At 61.3% G+C, this 15,789-nt stretch carries 16 protein-coding genes and 1 tRNA gene; 7 read left to right on the top strand and 10 right to left on the bottom strand.

Going from position 1 to position 15,789, the window contains the following annotated elements:
- Positions 1-9 precede the first annotated feature (9 nt).
- The gene (locus tag ACS5Q1_RS18535) at positions 10-399 is read left to right on the top strand and encodes a VOC family protein (protein ID WP_473099571.1); all 390 of its coding nucleotides are present in this window, start codon (positions 10-12) and stop codon (positions 397-399) included.
- Positions 400-508: 109 nt separating this feature from the next.
- Positions 509-1,456 carry an acetamidase/formamidase family protein gene (locus ACS5Q1_RS18530; protein ID WP_473099570.1) on the top strand — a complete coding sequence of 316 codons (948 nt, stop codon included), beginning with the start codon at positions 509-511 and terminating at the stop codon, positions 1,454-1,456.
- On the opposite strand, the gene ACS5Q1_RS18525 is transcribed toward ACS5Q1_RS18530, so the two are convergent.
- The 3 genes from ACS5Q1_RS18525 to ACS5Q1_RS18515 form a co-directional block, all read right to left on the bottom strand.
- Entirely contained in the window at positions 1,453-2,706 is a 1,254-nt protein-coding gene (locus tag ACS5Q1_RS18525; RefSeq protein ID WP_473099569.1) for a DUF763 domain-containing protein, read from the bottom strand. The two genes, ACS5Q1_RS18530 and ACS5Q1_RS18525, sit on opposite strands and share 4 nt — an antisense overlap.
- Before the next feature lie 91 nt (positions 2,707-2,797).
- Positions 2,798-3,493: a hypothetical protein gene (locus ACS5Q1_RS18520; RefSeq protein WP_473099568.1), complete on the bottom strand. Its 696-nt coding sequence runs from the start codon at positions 3,491-3,493 to the stop codon at positions 2,798-2,800.
- Between the two features lie 108 nt (positions 3,494-3,601).
- Positions 3,602-5,095 (bottom strand): DEAD/DEAH box helicase, encoded by a 1,494-nt coding sequence (locus tag ACS5Q1_RS18515; protein ID WP_473099567.1) that lies wholly within the window; start codon positions 5,093-5,095, stop codon positions 3,602-3,604.
- Positions 5,096-5,476: 381 nt separating this feature from the next.
- Between ACS5Q1_RS18515 and ACS5Q1_RS18510 the strand changes: the two genes are divergently transcribed.
- From ACS5Q1_RS18510 to glpK, 3 genes are all read left to right on the top strand, one after another.
- Entirely contained in the window at positions 5,477-6,679 is a 1,203-nt protein-coding gene (locus tag ACS5Q1_RS18510; protein WP_473099566.1) for an MFS transporter, read from the top strand.
- Between the two features lie 87 nt (positions 6,680-6,766).
- Positions 6,767-8,287 carry a glycerol-3-phosphate dehydrogenase gene (locus tag ACS5Q1_RS18505; protein ID WP_473099565.1) on the top strand — a complete coding sequence of 507 codons (1,521 nt, stop codon included), beginning with the start codon at positions 6,767-6,769 and terminating at the stop codon, positions 8,285-8,287.
- A gap of 20 nt (positions 8,288-8,307) precedes the next feature.
- Positions 8,308-9,804, top strand: a complete 1,497-nt coding sequence (glpK, locus tag ACS5Q1_RS18500) for a glycerol kinase GlpK (protein WP_473099564.1) — start codon at positions 8,308-8,310, stop codon at positions 9,802-9,804.
- Between the two features lie 54 nt (positions 9,805-9,858).
- On the opposite strand, the gene ACS5Q1_RS18495 is transcribed toward glpK, so the two are convergent.
- A complete protein-coding gene (locus ACS5Q1_RS18495) occupies positions 9,859-10,281 on the bottom strand; it encodes an HIT family protein (RefSeq protein WP_473099563.1) in 423 nt (140 codons plus the stop codon).
- Positions 10,282-10,719: 438 nt separating this feature from the next.
- On the opposite strand from ACS5Q1_RS18495, the gene ACS5Q1_RS18490 reads away from it, so the two are divergent.
- Positions 10,720-10,914: a con-10 family general stress protein gene (locus ACS5Q1_RS18490; protein ID WP_099508661.1), complete on the top strand. Its 195-nt coding sequence runs from the start codon at positions 10,720-10,722 to the stop codon at positions 10,912-10,914.
- An 81-nt stretch (positions 10,915-10,995) separates the two neighbouring features.
- Here ACS5Q1_RS18490 and ACS5Q1_RS18485 read toward each other — a convergent pair whose 3' ends face one another.
- Entirely contained in the window at positions 10,996-11,898 is a 903-nt protein-coding gene (locus ACS5Q1_RS18485; protein ID WP_473099562.1) for a DMT family transporter, read from the bottom strand.
- A 315-nt stretch (positions 11,899-12,213) separates the two neighbouring features.
- Here ACS5Q1_RS18485 and ACS5Q1_RS18480 point away from each other — a divergent pair.
- Positions 12,214-12,284 (top strand) — tRNA-Asn (locus tag ACS5Q1_RS18480).
- 58 nt (positions 12,285-12,342) lie between these two features.
- Here ACS5Q1_RS18480 and ACS5Q1_RS18475 read toward each other — a convergent pair.
- The 5 genes from ACS5Q1_RS18475 to ACS5Q1_RS18455 form a co-directional block, all read right to left on the bottom strand.
- Positions 12,343-12,759 (bottom strand): VOC family protein, encoded by a 417-nt coding sequence (locus ACS5Q1_RS18475; RefSeq protein ID WP_473099561.1) that lies wholly within the window; start codon positions 12,757-12,759, stop codon positions 12,343-12,345.
- A 331-nt stretch (positions 12,760-13,090) separates the two neighbouring features.
- Positions 13,091-13,639, bottom strand: coding sequence for a hypothetical protein (locus ACS5Q1_RS18470; RefSeq protein WP_473099560.1), 549 nt, complete (start codon positions 13,637-13,639; stop codon positions 13,091-13,093).
- A 13-nt stretch (positions 13,640-13,652) separates the two neighbouring features.
- Positions 13,653-13,889: a hypothetical protein gene (locus ACS5Q1_RS18465; protein ID WP_203440510.1), complete on the bottom strand. Its 237-nt coding sequence runs from the start codon at positions 13,887-13,889 to the stop codon at positions 13,653-13,655.
- 244 nt (positions 13,890-14,133) lie between these two features.
- Positions 14,134-14,823: a PRC-barrel domain-containing protein gene (locus ACS5Q1_RS18460; RefSeq protein WP_473099559.1), complete on the bottom strand. Its 690-nt coding sequence runs from the start codon at positions 14,821-14,823 to the stop codon at positions 14,134-14,136.
- 381 nt (positions 14,824-15,204) lie between these two features.
- The gene (locus ACS5Q1_RS18455) at positions 15,205-15,720 is read right to left on the bottom strand and encodes a hypothetical protein (protein WP_473099558.1); all 516 of its coding nucleotides are present in this window, start codon (positions 15,718-15,720) and stop codon (positions 15,205-15,207) included.
- Positions 15,721-15,789 lie beyond the last annotated feature (69 nt).

Here is a 15,789-nt window from a genome sequence, read left to right as displayed (position 1 = left end):
GAGGTGGATATGAAGCCGACACTGCTCGCTACGAAGGATGCGCTCGCGACCGTTGCGGTCAAGGATCTGGCTAAAGTCAGGACCTTCTACGAGAACACACTGGGCCTCGAGCCTGTTGAAGGCGATGAGAGTGGTGTGCAGGGCTATCGTGCAGGCTCTTCAACCATCCTTGTCTATGAATCGGCATTCGCTGGAACCAACCAAGCAACCGCTGTCACGTGGCCACTCGGCAACGACCTGGACGCCGTCATTCAGGCTCTGAAGGCGAAGGGCGTCACCTTCGAGCATTACGACATGCCTGACGCGACGCGTGACGGGGACATCCATGTTTTCGGCAAGCTGCGCGTGGCATGGTTCAAGGATCCGGACGGCAACATTTTCAATCTCGGAAATTTCTAGATCGAGCCGGGCTGCGGAATCGTTTTCATCGACGGCAGAACATGCGACACAACCAGGACCGGTGCTGCGCGATGCACCGGCATTGCTCGATTTCACTCCGAGGTATCCCGTGGCCAGACACCGACTCGACGCATCCCCCGAGACCATCCACTGGGGCTATTTCGACGCACAGCTGCCGCCACTGCTGACGGTCGATTCCGGAGATACGGTCACGATTTCCACCGTGTCGGGCGGCCCGGAGGCGATGCCGAAGGCGCCTTTCGTGGTCCCGCAAGCGCTGTCGGCCATACATGCTGCCCACAAGCCGAAGCTGCCGGGTCACATCTGCACCGGCCCGGTCGCAATCCGCGGCGCCAAAGCCGGTCAGGTTCTGGAAGTGCGCATCAAGGACATCGAGCTGCATTACGACTGGGGCTTCACCTATTCCGCACCGCTCAAAGGCGCCCTGCCCGACGATTTCGACGAGATTCACTTCATGACCATTCCGCTCGACCGCGAGCGGATGATCGGCCGATTGCCGTGGGGATTGGAACTGCCCTTGAAGCCGTTCTTCGGCGTCATGGCCGTTGCACCACCCGCCGCCTGGGGTGCGCTCAGCACCCTGCCGCCGCGTCGCAACGGCGGCAATCTCGACAACAAGGAACTTGTTGCCGGAACGACTCTCTATCTGCCGATTCATGTGGACGGCGCCCTGTTCTCCGTTGGCGACGGGCATGGTGTACAGGGCGATGGCGAGGTCTGCGTCACTGCCATCGAGACTGGGTTGATCGGCACCTTCGAGCTGCATCTGCGCGAGGATATGCGCCTCACCTGGCCGATGGCCGAGACGCCGACGCATGTCATGACCATGGCCTTCGATCCGGATCTCGACGATTGCGTGGTCATCGCGCTACGCGACATGATCGACCTGATTGTCGCCCGTACCGGCATCACGAAGCCAGAGGCCTATGCCCTGTGCAGCCTCGCGGCTGACTTACGGATCACGCAGGTGGTCAACGGCAACAAGGGCGTCCACGTGATGCTGGATAAGAACCTGTTGCAGAAGGCGCAGCGCTAAACGCTATCGTCCGGTGGCGGCTCGTCTCCGAAGATGGAGCGGCCGCCATAGGAATGGGATTTTGCCCGCTCCTGGCGGATGTGCTCTTCCACATCCGGACCTTTGGCATGGCGTTCAAGCTGACGGGCTTGGTCGTCGAGCCTTTTCAGAGCGAACAGCTCTTCCTGCTGTCCGAGCTTCGCCTTCTGGACCGCCGATTTCAGCACCCGAATGGTTTCGTCATAGACGCGCACCGGTACCGGATACGGATGCCGGTCCTTTCCACCGTGAGCCAAAGAGAAACGAGCCGGGTCGCTGAAGCGGCATGGCGTTCCGTGCACGACCTCCGCCACCATGGCGAGCGCCTGGACCGTCCGTGGTCCAACGCCGGGCGTCATCAGCAGTTCGGGAAAATCCGTAGGCCCTCGATCCGCTGCTGCAGCGAGGGTCCCGTGCAGCCGTCGCAGCACCACATCCTTCGCGCGAACGTCGTGATGCTCGGGCATCACCAGATGCGGCAGCAGCGGCTGTGGACTCGCGGCGAGCGTCGCCTCCGGCTCGCGCTCTTCGAGCGCCAGGAATTTGCGGGCGACACCATCAGGTCCCAAGGAGCCCAAAATCTCGATCTGAGCCCTGCGAGAAGCCTCCGCCCGTCGATCCGTGAGATTGACGATGGTGCCCTGCCCTTTGCCGTCGATGGCCGTGTGCGGTTCATCGACGAAGCTCTTCAGATCTTCGGACAGCCAATGGTAGCGGCGCGCGAGCCGGGACGTGTCGTTCATCCCCTGCTGCACCACCGCCCACTTGCCGTCATCCGTGACGATGAAGCCGTGGAGATAAAGATCGAAACCATCCTGGATCGCCGCGCTGTCGACCTTCGCCACGAGCCGGCTGGCATCTGCGAGTGCAGCACCGTCGAAGCCGACGCGCTCGCCGATGGCAACCAATTCATGAGGCGTCTGTCGTGAGTTCTTCCCCCGTCCGCCGCAGACGTGAATCCCGAGCTCTTTCGAGAGCGGCGTCAACCCGCGCTTCAGCGCCCCGATGACGCTGGTGGTGATGCCGGAGGAGTGCCAGTCCATGCCCATCACCGCGCCGAAGGATTGGAACCAGAAGGGATGCGCAAGCCGGCGCAGCAGCTCGTCGCGCCCGTAATGGTGCACGATGGCCTCAGTCACCACGCCGCCGAGGCGCGTCATGCGGTCGGCCAGCCATTTCGGCACATGACCGGTATGCAGTGGCAGATCGGCACTTCCGGCGCGCTTCGCCATCGAGTGATGTCTCCTTAAACTAACGATCTGAGGTATCGCGGGAGATTTCTATAGCACTCGCAATTTCATGGACGAGCGCCTCACAAATTGGCTATTTTTCTATTGGACCGGGTAGTAAACCTGTGATGCTCGCAATTTGCTCTGATTGTTGGAGCCATTCTGTAGGTCTTGTCCAATCGAGCGCGCCGTGAACCCCCGGGCACTGCTTAAATTCCTGCGTCGCCTCAAGGCAATCGGTCCAGATACCACCTCGTCGAACAAGGACGCGCTTGCCATCAGGCGTGGCAATCAACGCGGGATCATCTGTCCAAGAGCCATCCTCGGAATAAGTAAGTTGAACGTCTGACAATTTCCGCCAAACAAGCCCATAGCGATCCTCTGCCTGCCAAAGCCTATACACAACATCGGTTGGAATCGATTCAATACCTAACATTAGCAATCTGCCATCTTCGAGCTGAGCCCTGTTGACCTCGCCAGGTGCTCCAGAGACAAGGCCGGCAAAGGCAAGCATCAGAAGCAAGATTGGAGAACCAGGGATAATTCCCAACGCCCAAAAGAGGCGTCTCCGGCCAGATGTGATAACAACGCTAAGACACAACCCCGCTAGAAGAGCAGGCAAACCATAAATGATTAGCTGATCGATAAAAGCTGGTGCAAAGGCTCTGCGATTACTCTCTGTCGATAAAGCTCCCCAGAAGCTTGCAGCAAAAGCCACGCCTAAAAAAAGACGCCCACGCCAAGAGCCAGATTGCGTAACCAAAAAAGCAATAGCCTCAAGACGTACCAATGCATCACCTACCCCGCAGCAAGCGTTTCTGTGTAACATCTGCTATGGAAGGCGTCGAACTAAATCCAATAAAAAAGGCGCCCTGAGGCGCCTTTTCCATGTTCAGCCTTAGCGGCGGCGCGGGCTCTTTTCGAGCCACGCCACCTGGGCTCCATCGCCGCGGCGTCCGTCCTGACGACCGGCTGCTGGCTTTCCCTGGACGGGACGCTGTCCCTGTGCCGGACGTTGGCCTTGCGCCGGGCGCTGATCCTGTGCGGGCCTCTGCTGGTTCCCGGTAGGCTGGCCGCCCTGCAGCTGAGCGTTGCCGCCGGGCTTGCCACCGCGACCCCGACGACGCTTGGGGCCCCGATCTGCGTTCGGATCGGCGCTGCGTGGCTGGCCATGGCCCTGATGCCCGCGGGCATGGGGAGCCGGACGGCCGCGCTGCGGCTCGCGACGCTCGGAGGTCTCACCACCTGCAGGGGCGGCCGGCAGGCCTTCCGGCAGAGGCATGACCGGCACCTTGAGGCGGGTCAGCTTCTCGATGTCCTTCAGGTAAGCCTTTTCCTCGTCGTTGCAGAACGAGATCGCAAGACCGGTCGCGCCCGCGCGGGCCGTGCGGCCGATACGGTGGACGTAAGATTCCGGCACATTCGGCAGGTCGTAGTTGATGACATGCGAAACGCCGTCGACATCGATGCCGCGCGCGGCAATATCCGTCGCCACCAGAACCCGGCAGGAGCCGTCACGGAAGCCTGCGAGCGCGCGCTCACGCTGCGGCTGCGACTTGTTGCCGTGAATGGCGGCTCCGGCGATGCCGGCCTTGTCAAGACCGCGTACGACCTTGTCCGCGCCGTGCTTGGTGCGGGTGAAGACGAGGACGCGGTCGATGGACGGATCGCGCAGGAGCGTTTCGAGCAGAACCTGCTTGCGGCCGGTCTGCACGAAGATCACGCTCTGCTCCACACGCTCGGCGGTCGTCGCCACAGGCGTGACGGCCACATGGGCCGGATCGCGGAGGAAGGAATCGGCCAGCGTCGAGATCGTCTTCGGCATGGTGGCCGAGAAGAACAGGCTCTGGCGCTCCTTCGGAAGCAGGGTCACGATGCGCTTGAGCGCATGGATGAAGCCGAGATCGAGCATCTGATCGGCCTCGTCGAGGACGAGTATCTCGATGTCCCGCAGGGACAGGGACCGGCGGTCCACCAGATCGATCAGGCGGCCGGGCGTGGCGACGAGCACGTCGACGCCGTTCGCCAGCGCCTTCTCCTGGCGGGAGATGGTGACGCCGCCGAACACCACCTCAGTGGTGAGGCGAAGGTTCCGGCCATAGGCGCGGAAGCTGTCGGCGATCTGGCCGGAGAGCTCGCGGGTCGGGCTGAGCACGAGCACGCGGGCGCTCTTGTGCTTGCGCGGCTTCGGGTTCGCGTTCAGGCGATGCAGGATCGGCAGCGCGAAGGCCGCCGTCTTGCCGGTGCCGGTCTGGGCAATGCCGCAGACGTCGCGGCCTTCCATGGCATAGGGAATGGTCTGGGCCTGGATCGGCGTGGGCTTCTCATAGCCCTCGGCAGACAAGGCCTTCAGGATCGGCTGAGCCAATCCGAAATCGGTGAAGAGTGTCAAAGTGGTATCGTCTTTCGAACGGATGCGGTGAGCCGCAAAGCAGGTTCGGCTTGAGAAAGCAAAGGCGCTTCAGGGCTCTTGAGGCGAGGGCCCGCGTGATGGGGCCGTCGTATGATCAAGCGATTGAAGAAGGGGACCGGGGTCTTCGCCGTTTCGCGATTATCCGTCACGCAGTCCCACTCAAGCGCCTGAGCATCGGACCCAAAAGTGGACTTGCACTTTTGGGATCCATCCGATGCTTATTCTTATGCTGGCGCATCGTTGAGGGCGGAAAACCGGATCCACTTTTCCGCACGATGCACTAGCCGGGCGCCGTCGCCTGCTGTGCATATGGAGGCTAAAAACCTATCCGTCAACCGCAAGGCCTGACATAAAGCAGGGATGTCTCCCTCCGGCTCCATGCCCTGGCGTTTTGTCTCGGCCCTGTCATTCACGCAGCTGATCTCATATGGAACGCTCTTCTACGCCTTCGCGCTCATCATCGAGCCGATGGAGCAGGAGCTTGGATGGTCGAAAACAGCCCTGACCGCCGCCTACTCCCTCGCCCTCGCTTCCTCCGCCTTCTTTGCGGTCCCCATTGGCCGCCTGATCGACCGGGGCTATGGCCGGGCCGTCATGACGGGCGGCTCCGTCCTCGCGGCCCTGCTTCTCGCGCTCTGGGCTTGGACGGATTATTATCCGGCCTTCGTGCTGATCTGGCTCGGCATGGGCGCGGCCATGAGTGCCGTGTTCTACGAACCGGGCTTTGCGGTTCTGGCGTCCCGGCTCGGCCTTTTGACCCGCCGCGGGATCACCATCATGACCCTCGTTGGCGGCTTTGCCAGCACGGTCTTCATCCCCCTCACCCATCTGCTCATCGAGGCCTATGGCTGGCGCGGCGCGCTGCTCGTTCTGGCTGCCTTGAACCTGGCAATCTGCGCGTTGCTGCATGCGGCAAGCATCCCAGCTGCGCCAGTCCGGCCAAAGCACAGCAGCGAAAGCCACATCGCTGCCCGCCCTGTTTCGGATCCCCGCCGTGTGCTCGCCAAACCGGCTTTCTGGCTCTTTGTCGTTACTAATATTCTTCAGGGGATGATTTCGACCGGGATACCAGTTCACCTAATCCCGATCCTGCTTGAGAGGGGCTTCACTATCGACGCTGCCGTGACTGCCTATACGGTGATCGGACCGGCCCAGGTCGCGGCCCGGTTCCTGACCGGGTTTGGTGAGCGCGCCATGAGCCTGAGAGGGATCGGGGTGGCGACCATGGCCCTGAGCGTCCTTGCCTTCATCCTCCTGCCCTTCGTCCCGGCTGGCTCCTGGCTGATCTTGGGCTTTGCTGCCTTCTACGGTGCAGCCAACGGAATGCTCACCATCGTGCGGGCTCTCCTCCCACCGGAGCTGTTCGGCCGTGAGGATTACGGAACCATTCAGGGCATGATTGCCATGCCGGTCCGGATCGCCATGGCAGGCGCCCCCTTCGCTTTCGGCGCCCTCTGGGCCTGGCGGGGCAATTATGACGCCGTGCTGCTGCTATGCTTAGGCATGGCCGTGTGCTCCCTGGTCGCTTTCATGCTAAACCTAGCCTTGGCAAGGGAGCCCTGACGTCCTCAAAAATTCGCTTGCTTTAGACGGCTAAAGAAATCATGTGCAGGACTTCGGGGTAACCGGGTTGCAGGAAAGACAAGTTTCGTGACGACAGTGACTGATCTTCTGATTGTGGGCGGCGGCATCAACGGCGCAGGCATCGCGCGTGATGCGGTGGGCCGGGGCCTCTCGGTGGTGCTCTGCGAGCAGGGCGATCTGGCCGGCTACACCTCCTCCGCCTCCACGAAGCTGATCCATGGCGGCTTGCGCTATCTGGAATACTACGAATTCCGGCTGGTGCGCGAGGCCCTGTTCGAGCGCGAGCGCCTGTTGGAATCCGCCCCCCACATCATCTGGCCCCTGCGCTTCATCCTGCCCCATGAAAAGGGCATCCGCCCAGCCTGGTTCGTGCGTCTTGGTCTGTTCCTTTACGACCACCTTGCCCCGCGCAAGAAACTGCCGGGCACCGAGACGATCCATCTGACGCGCCATCTTGCCGGCCAAGCCCTGAAGCCAGGCTTCGACACGGCCTTCGTCTATTCCGACTGCTGGGTCGAGGACAGCCGCATGGTGGCCCTCAACGCCCTCGACGCCTTCGAGAAAGGTGCCGACATCCGGGTCCGTACCAAGCTCACCTCCGCCCGCCGCGACGGCGACATTTGGGTGGCCACCCTCCAGAACGTGGAGACGAGGCAGAGCGAGGAGGTTCGCGCCAAGGTTGTCGTCAATGCCGGCGGCCCTTTCGTGGCGGACGTGCTGAACTCCAAGCTCGGTCTCAACACCACCAAGAACGTACGTCTGGTGAAGGGCAGCCACATCGTGGTGCCCAAGCTCTTCGACACCAAGGAAGCCTTCATTCTCCAGAACACGGACAAGCGGATCGTCTTCGCGATCCCCTATCAGGAGAAGTTCACTCTCATCGGCACGACCGACATCCCGGTCGAGTCCGTACCGGACAAGAAGGTGGAAATCAGCCAGGACGAGATCCAATATCTCTGCAACGTCGTGAACCACTTCTTCAAGAAGTCGGTGACGCCGGCAGACGTGGTCTGGACCTATTCCGGCGTGCGCCCGCTCTTCGACGACGGCTCGACCAACGCCTCCGCCGTGACCCGCGACTATGTGTTCGATATGGACGCGCCGCAGGGTCAGGCGCCGGTTCTGTCGATTTTCGGCGGCAAGATCACCACCTTCCGCAAGCTCGCAGAGCACGCCCTCGACGAGCTGAAGGCCTATTTCCCCACCATGAAGCCGTCCTGGACGGAAAAGGCCAAGATGCCGGGCGGCGACATGCCGGATGCGGATTTCGACCGCTTCTTCGCCACCGTACGCCAGCGATGGCCCTTCCTGCCCGAACATCTCGCCCATCGCCTGGCACGCGCCTATGGCACGCGGATGGAAGAGCTCCTGGGCTCCGCAAAGTCGCTCGCCGATCTCGGTGAGGATTTCGGCGCCGGACTGACGGCGGCGGAGGTCGATTATCTGGCGCGCCGTGAATGGGCGCGCAGTGCTGAGGACATCCTCTGGCGGCGCTCCAAGCTCGGTCTGCACATGCCGGCCGACGCCGCGGCTAAGATCGATGCATACATTGCAAAGAACCGCGCGGCCGCCATAGCTGCGCAATAACAACATTTTCGGGGGAGGCCATGGCTCAGTATATCGGCGCCATCGATCAGGGCACGACCAGCTCGCGCTTCATCGTGTTCGACAAGGCAGGAGCAATCGTCTCCGTCGGCCAGAAGGAACACGAGCAGATCTATCCCAAGCCTGGTCATGTGGAACACCACCCGCTCGAGATCTGGCGCAACACGCAAGAGGTCATCCAGGACGCCCTGGCGAAGAAGGGCCTGAAGCCCCAGGACCTCGCCGCCATCGGCATCACCAACCAGCGCGAGACGACGCTGATCTGGGACCGACGCACCGGCAAGCCTCTCTACAATGCTCTCGTCTGGCAGGACACCCGCGTCGATTCCGTCGTCGAGGAATTCGCCAAGGATGGCGGCCATGACCGGTTGCGCGACAAGACCGGCCTGCCGCTGGCGAGCTACTTTTCGGGTCTGAAACTGCGTTGGCTCCTCGACAACGTGCCGGGCGCCCGGGACAAGGCTGCGGCCGGTGATGTGCTGTTCGGCAATATCGACACCTGGCTGGTCTGGAACCTGACAGGCGGTGCCAATGGCGGATGCCACATCACTGACGTGACAAATGCCAGCCGCACGCAGCTCATGAATCTCCAGAGTCTCGATTGGGACGAGGAGATCCTGAGCCTGTTCGACATCCCGAAAGCCTGCCTGCCGCAGATCCGTTCGTCGAGCGAAGTCTATGGCGAGGCGACCGGCAGTCTCGCCGGCGTTCCCATCGCGGGCATTCTCGGCGATCAGCAGGCGGCGCTCGTGGGGCAGGCCTGCTTCCAGCAGGGCGAGGTGAAGAACACCTACGGCACCGGCTGCTTCATGCTCATGAATACCGGCGAGACCCCCTACCCTTCGAAATGCGGCCTGCTCACCACCGTGGGATACCGCTTCGGCCAGGGAAAGACCGTCTATGCTCTGGAAGGCTCGATCGCCATTGCCGGCGCGCTGGTACACTGGCTGCGGGACAATCTCGGCCTCATCCGGAACAGCAGCGAAATCGAGACTCTCGCCCGCGGGGTCGACGACAATGGCGGCGTGACCATCGTGCCCGCGTTCTCGGGCCTCTATGCACCGCACTGGAACTCCCATGCCCGCGGCCTGATCGGCGGCCTGACGCGCTTCGCCAACAAAGGCCACATCGCCCGTGCCGCGATCGAGGCCACCGCTTTCCAGACCCGCGAAGTGCTGGATGCCATGACCAAGGATACCGGCATCGCCGTCAAGGAACTGCGCACGGATGGCGGCATGGTCGTCAACGAGCTTCTGATGCAGTTCCAGGCCGATATCCTGAACGTCCCCGTGGTGCGTCCCAAGGTGATCGAGACCACCGCGCTCGGCGCCGCTTATGCCGCCGGGCTGGCAACGGGATTCTGGAGCGGAACCGACGAACTGGTGCGCAATTGGGCCGTCGACAAGCGCTGGGTTCCGGCCATGGAGGCATCCCGCCGCGAACGGCTGAACGCCGTCTGGGACAAGGCCATCGCCCGCTCGCTCGATTGGGTGGACTGACCCCGTGAACGGGCGGCGGCAGGCATGCGCTGCTGCCGCCCATGACTTACCCAGTCATGCCGCCAAGGCGGCGCGGATCTTGGAGGCGAAATCCGCCAGGACTTCCGGCTTTTCCATCTGACCCGTATGGGGCTTCAACGCCACCCCTTCGAAGCGGGGAAGCACGTGGAAGTGGATGTGGAAGACCACCTGCCCGCCTGCGCTCTCATTGAACTGCTGGATCGTCAGGCCATCGGCCGACAGTGCGTTCTTCGTGGCCTTTCCCACGATCTGAACCGCCTTCACCAGTTCGGCCAGATCGTCCGGTGCGACATCCAGCAGATTGCGGGCCTTGATTTTCGGGATCACCAGCACGTGCCCGTCGCCGCGCGGCATGACGTCCATGAAGGCGAGAACCTGATCCGTTTCGTAGACCTTATGACAGGGAAGCTCGCCGCGCAGAATCTTCGCGAACACGTTATTGTCGTCGTAGATCATCCCGCCCTCTCCTCCTGAGCATCGTCCTGAGCGTCCCGGGAGGAACGCTTGCGCCAAGCCTTTTATACTGATCGGAGCCGACAATCATCTCCTCCGGTCTCAGTGCCATCGCCGATGCCGAGTCCTCCCATGGAAGTTCAGCGCTCGCCGTTGTGCAGCGCGATCTTTTCAAGAGAAGAGACTGAGCTTGGCATCCGACTTATTCGTAAATAGAGCCCGCCTTTCAACTTGGCCCCAGGCAAGTACCTTCTTGGTTCATATTCCCATGATCATGTTGTTGCCACGTTTATCGGGCTCAAACATTTGAGCTAAGCGTAACAATTCGTATTGGATGAATATTTTCATGAAATTTTTTGCAAAGGTTCCCTCTTCCTTACCGGAACCATCGAATCCGCGAGCGGTTAAGAATCACGAACACCATTCGATAAGGAGGCTTAAATGACGCCAGGTAGTTCGACCTCGAAGCGTGGCTTCGCGTCGATGGATTCTGACCGGCAGCGGGAGATTGCGAGCAAAGGCGGCAAGAGCGTTCCCGCCGAGAAGCGTTCCTTCTCTCAGGATCGTGAACTCGCCTCCGAAGCGGGCCGCAAAGGCGGTCAAGCCTCAGGCAGCACCCGCGGCAACCAGGAATAATTCATTTCCATTTCTTACGGTTTAGGGGCCGCCAAACGGCCCCTTTACTTTTGAGCGCGTCAGAAGCCTCTTGCGACAGGCTCAAGCCAGGGCAGCGGCCTTGCCGGCCCTTTTCTCCGACAGGGAGAGAGCAGTCGCGGCCAGCATGATTCCCATGCCGAGACCTTCAGCCCACCCGAACGGCTCGGCCGCATAAATGCTTCCGACGGCGACGGCGATGACCGGGCTGACGAAGGAATACAGCCCGGCCCGAAAGGCGCCCCAGTCGCGCACGAGCCCGAGATAGATCCAGAAGGCGATCAGCGAGCCTCCCAGCACCAGAATACCGAGACCGAAAAGAGCTCTCGGCTCGGAAAGGGCCGCGAAATACGCCGGATCGTATCCTTCGATGAGGAGGGAAACGGGAACGAGCGCTATCCCACCGATGAGACTTTGCCAGAAGGCCAGCGCCAGAGGCGGCATGGACAGGGTCAGCGGCCGGCTGATCACGGAGCCCCAGGCATAGGAAACGGTCCCAATAGCAACGGCGACAAGGCCAAAGGCTGCCATGGTGCCACTTTGAGCCGCACCTGTTCGACCGGAAAACAGGAGCATGAGCCCCAGGACTCCCAGTCCAATGGCACCCACCCGTCGTTTCGTGATGCGCTCCTGGCCGTAGAGGGCCCCGATGATGATGAGGAAGATCGGCATCAACGACAGATTCACGATCGCCGATAGACCGCTGGGAGCCATCGCGACACCCCAGAACAGGAAACTGTAGCAACCCGTGGTGATCAGGAGCGAGGCGGCAACAACGCGGCCGAACTGGTTGGAAGACAGGGGCAGGCTCTGGGCCTTTGCGATCAGGAAGAAGCCAAGTCCGGCAAGCAGGAAACGGGCCGCAGCGAGAAAGATCGGCGGAACGACCTCGGAGGCCACCTTCATCGGCAACCACGTCAGCCCCCAGATGAGCGCCATCAGGGCAAAGGCTGCGATGCGACTCACGCTGGGGCCCCGGTTACGATCATTCCATCGTCCGAACGAATGATTTCCGACAGGCGGTATCGTGGCAGCAGCAGGTCGGGTTGAACAGACGGATGTCGGGGCTTTTCACAGCGCCCGTCCAGGAAAGGACCTAGGGCTGAGTCCCATAAAGGGGATTCACAGGGGCGTCGCGTTGTGACTCAGCCTCTCCGTAGATTGGGGAGGTTTGTGGCGTCGGAGTTTTGGTTGAGCGACGAGCAAAGGGCGCGCCTCGCGCCGCTGCTGCCGAACAAGCCACGTGACCTGACGCTGCTATACGCCCGCCTCCGCAAGTGGTCTCCGATAGCGCAGCTTTAGAGCTCTCGACTGTTAATCGAGCGCCGTTGGTTCGAATCCAACTCGGGGGCCAGCCTTCATCGGCCGGTGCATTGATCGCTTGAAGCGAATTTCGCTCTTCCGGCGCGGTCATGCCGGCGGATAGGGCCGCGAGGGCGGCGTCGCCAGCGTGAGCAGGTTGCCGTCAGGATCACGCACCTGCGCCAGCGTCGAGTAGTCGCCCGCCATGTCATCTCCGAGCACGATCCCCAGGCCCTCCAGCCTGCGGCGCTCGGCCGCGACATCGTCGACGATCAAGAACATCACGCCCCTGCCGGCGATCTTGTCGTCGGTTGAAAGCGCTAGCCCGCCCTGATCGAAGATCTCCCACTGCACCATCGTGTCCATCGGCCGATAGTCAGGTCCGCGACCGAGCAGCTTCGTATACCAGCCTTCGGCCGCCGCAAGGTCTGCGGTCAGCAATACGGTGTAGATCTTCTGCACGTTCATGTGCTCTCCTCCGGGCAGGTTCGGTGCGAACGCCTGCTCGACCAGAAAGGTTGCCATGATATCTGAGGCGGGCGGCCGCCCCGGTTCAGTCATTGAGAAACTCCCCGATAAGCCGCAGCGTTGCATCGTGCATGCTGACCGCGCTTACGACAGCGACCGCATCCGCACCCTGATCAAGAGCCAGAGCGCCGTCCTAAACATTCCGCTCAAAGCGAGCCGGCGCTGGAAAAGCTGCTTCAGCCGCGTGCTCTCAGGGGACGCAACGAGATCGGGCGTATATCTGCCACCCGAAAGACTGCCGGTGGCTTGCTACCCGGTATGACCGGCCCGCCGCTGTCTACCTTGGCAGCGTACATCTCGCCGCCGTCCTGTAGCGGTTATGAGTACCCTAGTTTCGGAAGTTGAATTCGGCCTTGCCCGAAGCAGCCTCGATGAGGATCTCTTCGGACGGCCCATCGCCCATAAGAGCCCTGAACTCGGTCAGGCTCGGGGGCTCGAACACGATGGCGCCGAGATCCATCTGGCGGATGAGGCCGCCCGCAAGAGCCACCATGAAATCCAGCGATACGATATCCAGAAATGCCGCCGCCTCGATTGCCACGTCTGACGCGGGATTGCGTGCGGAACCGAGCAGGGTCAGCAGGCAGTATTCATCCAAGCTCCCATGGCGAGATCCGATGGGACGGTGCGAGAACGGCCTGCCCCGTTGCCGGGTCAGAGCGAATGCCAGCAGCAACGCATCGGAAACGATCCCCTTGGCCGTTTCTGGCTTGGTATAGGTCGCAAGCGCCTGTTCAGGCCCATCGAGCAGGGAAAGATCGTATTGATCGTCAAGACTGCTGAGCGACCGGAACACATCGATGACCGGCACCGCACTCGGATGGAGCAGAAATGCGACGGATCCAGGTGCTGATGAATAGGACGACACTTCAACCATCAATGGGCGAACCTTAGATACGCGGCACGGTTCCCGTCGGCACCACATGAGGCAGCGCCGGGACGAGGAGATGCCGCCTCAGCAACAGAGGACAGGTCACCTCGTCCTGAGAGCAAACGGGAATGATGCCACTGAGCATCGAGGCCACAGACGGCCTGTCTCTTGGGGGAGAACTCGAAGTGAGCCGGGAAAACTCGTCCGGGAGTTCCTCCTGGCACAGCACCGCGTCCAGTTCGTTCGTGGCGGTCATGGTCGTTCCCTCTCATCGCTCTTGAAACGGCAACGTATGCGCCAATCCTCGGTTCCGTGCGGCAAGACGTCTTGCCCGATCGGATCGAACCGAACGGGCTCGGGAAACTTTCTTTCGGGTTTTCAGAAGCGGTTCCCTGGGACCGCGTTTCGACCTCAACCGCTTAGAGTATCGTGCGCACCGCAAACAGAAACGGCGCCCGGGTGTGCCCCGGACGCCGCTTACCGACGGAACCGCGTTCCGATTACTGCTTCGGAACAGTCGTCGTCCCGGTTGTACCAGTGGTCGAGCGGTTGGCGTCGTCGTCATCATCGAACGCCGGAGCAGCCTGCAGCTCGGCCTTCGTCATGCGGAGAACGACTCGCTCGGGCTCGTTCGGGTCGCTCGAGGACGTGTTCGCCGCCGTGTTGGACGAGCCAGCCGTCGAGCCAGGAGCAGTCGTCGTAGCCGTCGAGCCGGTCGTGTTGACGTTTTTGCTGCTATCCAGGGCCTGTGCCTGCTGGGCGCTCATGAACTCAAGCGACTTGAACGGAACGGCCACATCCTTCTCGCCGATTCCAAGGAAACCACCCACGCCCACGACAGCCGCCATGACCTGACCATTGCGATCGAGGATGACATCATTGATGTCGCCGATGGACTCGTTGTTGGCACTGACCACGCGGGTGCCGATCAGATCGGAGGCCATGATCTGGTTGGCGTCCATCTTGGTCATAAACTGACCGGACATGGCGCTGCTCTGACCCATGGTGGTCGAAGACGGACTCGTGGTGGATGCGCCAGGCTGCATGGCCGGCGAGCCCGTGGTGGTCGAGCCGGAACCCGTTGCAGCCGGACGTTCGGTCGAACCCGAGGGGGCCGAGGTCTGTGCGAAGGCGGGTGCAGCCGCGAAGGCCGTCACTACAAGGCAAGCTGCCATATGCTTCTTCAGCATTGTTTTTTCTCCTGAGGATCCATTAAATCGCGTTGGCACCGAAGTGCGCGGGAGTGTAACGCGCGGCACCAGCAACCGTTCCGAATAACGCCTTAATCAAGACAATGTTATCTGGCTTTATATTTCGATACTAAACCTGAATACTTGTTAATATTCAGAGACAACACATTTCCATTGCCACTCATCAACCGACAAGCAGCGCAGATATGCCGATAACGGCAACCAACTCTCAGACGATTGGTTCCAATGAAAAGCGGGTGGATGCCACAACCTGACTGACGTGTGATCGCTAGGCTCAATCACGGCGAGAACAGGACCCATCCGGCAGCGAGGCTGCGACGACATTGGCTTTCGGTGAGATTATTGCGGCTCTGATCGCCTTCACGAAAGGGATTGCTCTAGCAGCGCGAGGCAGAGGCTCGGCATCCGATTAGCGTTGCCTTTCACCAACGGACTGACATCGCCCACACAGCCGACCGGATTGCGGGCTTTCGGCTTCTGTTCCCGCGGAGCCTCGATGCCTTCCTGACGGCGGGCGGGATGTTGGGCGACAGGGTTGTCCGTCTCGTCCTTGAGAGTGACGACGGGCAGATCCGTGTCTCGCGCGAAGATCGTGATCCCTGTGCGTGGATCCGACTTGTAAAGCACCTTTCCATCATGGTCGCGCAGGATCACGGCAGCATTGGTGACTCCGATCAGTTCCACGATCGACACCGCTGCCGGCTTGCTGGCTGGGACCGGCGCAGAGATCCGGTCACCCTTGACCGATCCGGCGGCCGCGAGAGCCAGAGCTTCGGATTGCATCAGGGGCGGCATATTGAAGGACGCGGGGGCGAAACTTCCGGCCACGAAGAAAGCCCCAGCCAGTCCGACCAAAGCTACGGGTGTGCGGAACATTCCCCTCTCCTGCTATCCACCTCAGCAATTCGAGAAAACAACGCGACCATATCTTTGATGTTCCTGTCT

The organism is Microvirga sp. GN3 (assembly GCF_055792825.1).
The sequence above is the reverse complement of the archived record's forward strand: the minus strand, read 5'-3'. Positions and strand labels throughout refer to the sequence as shown.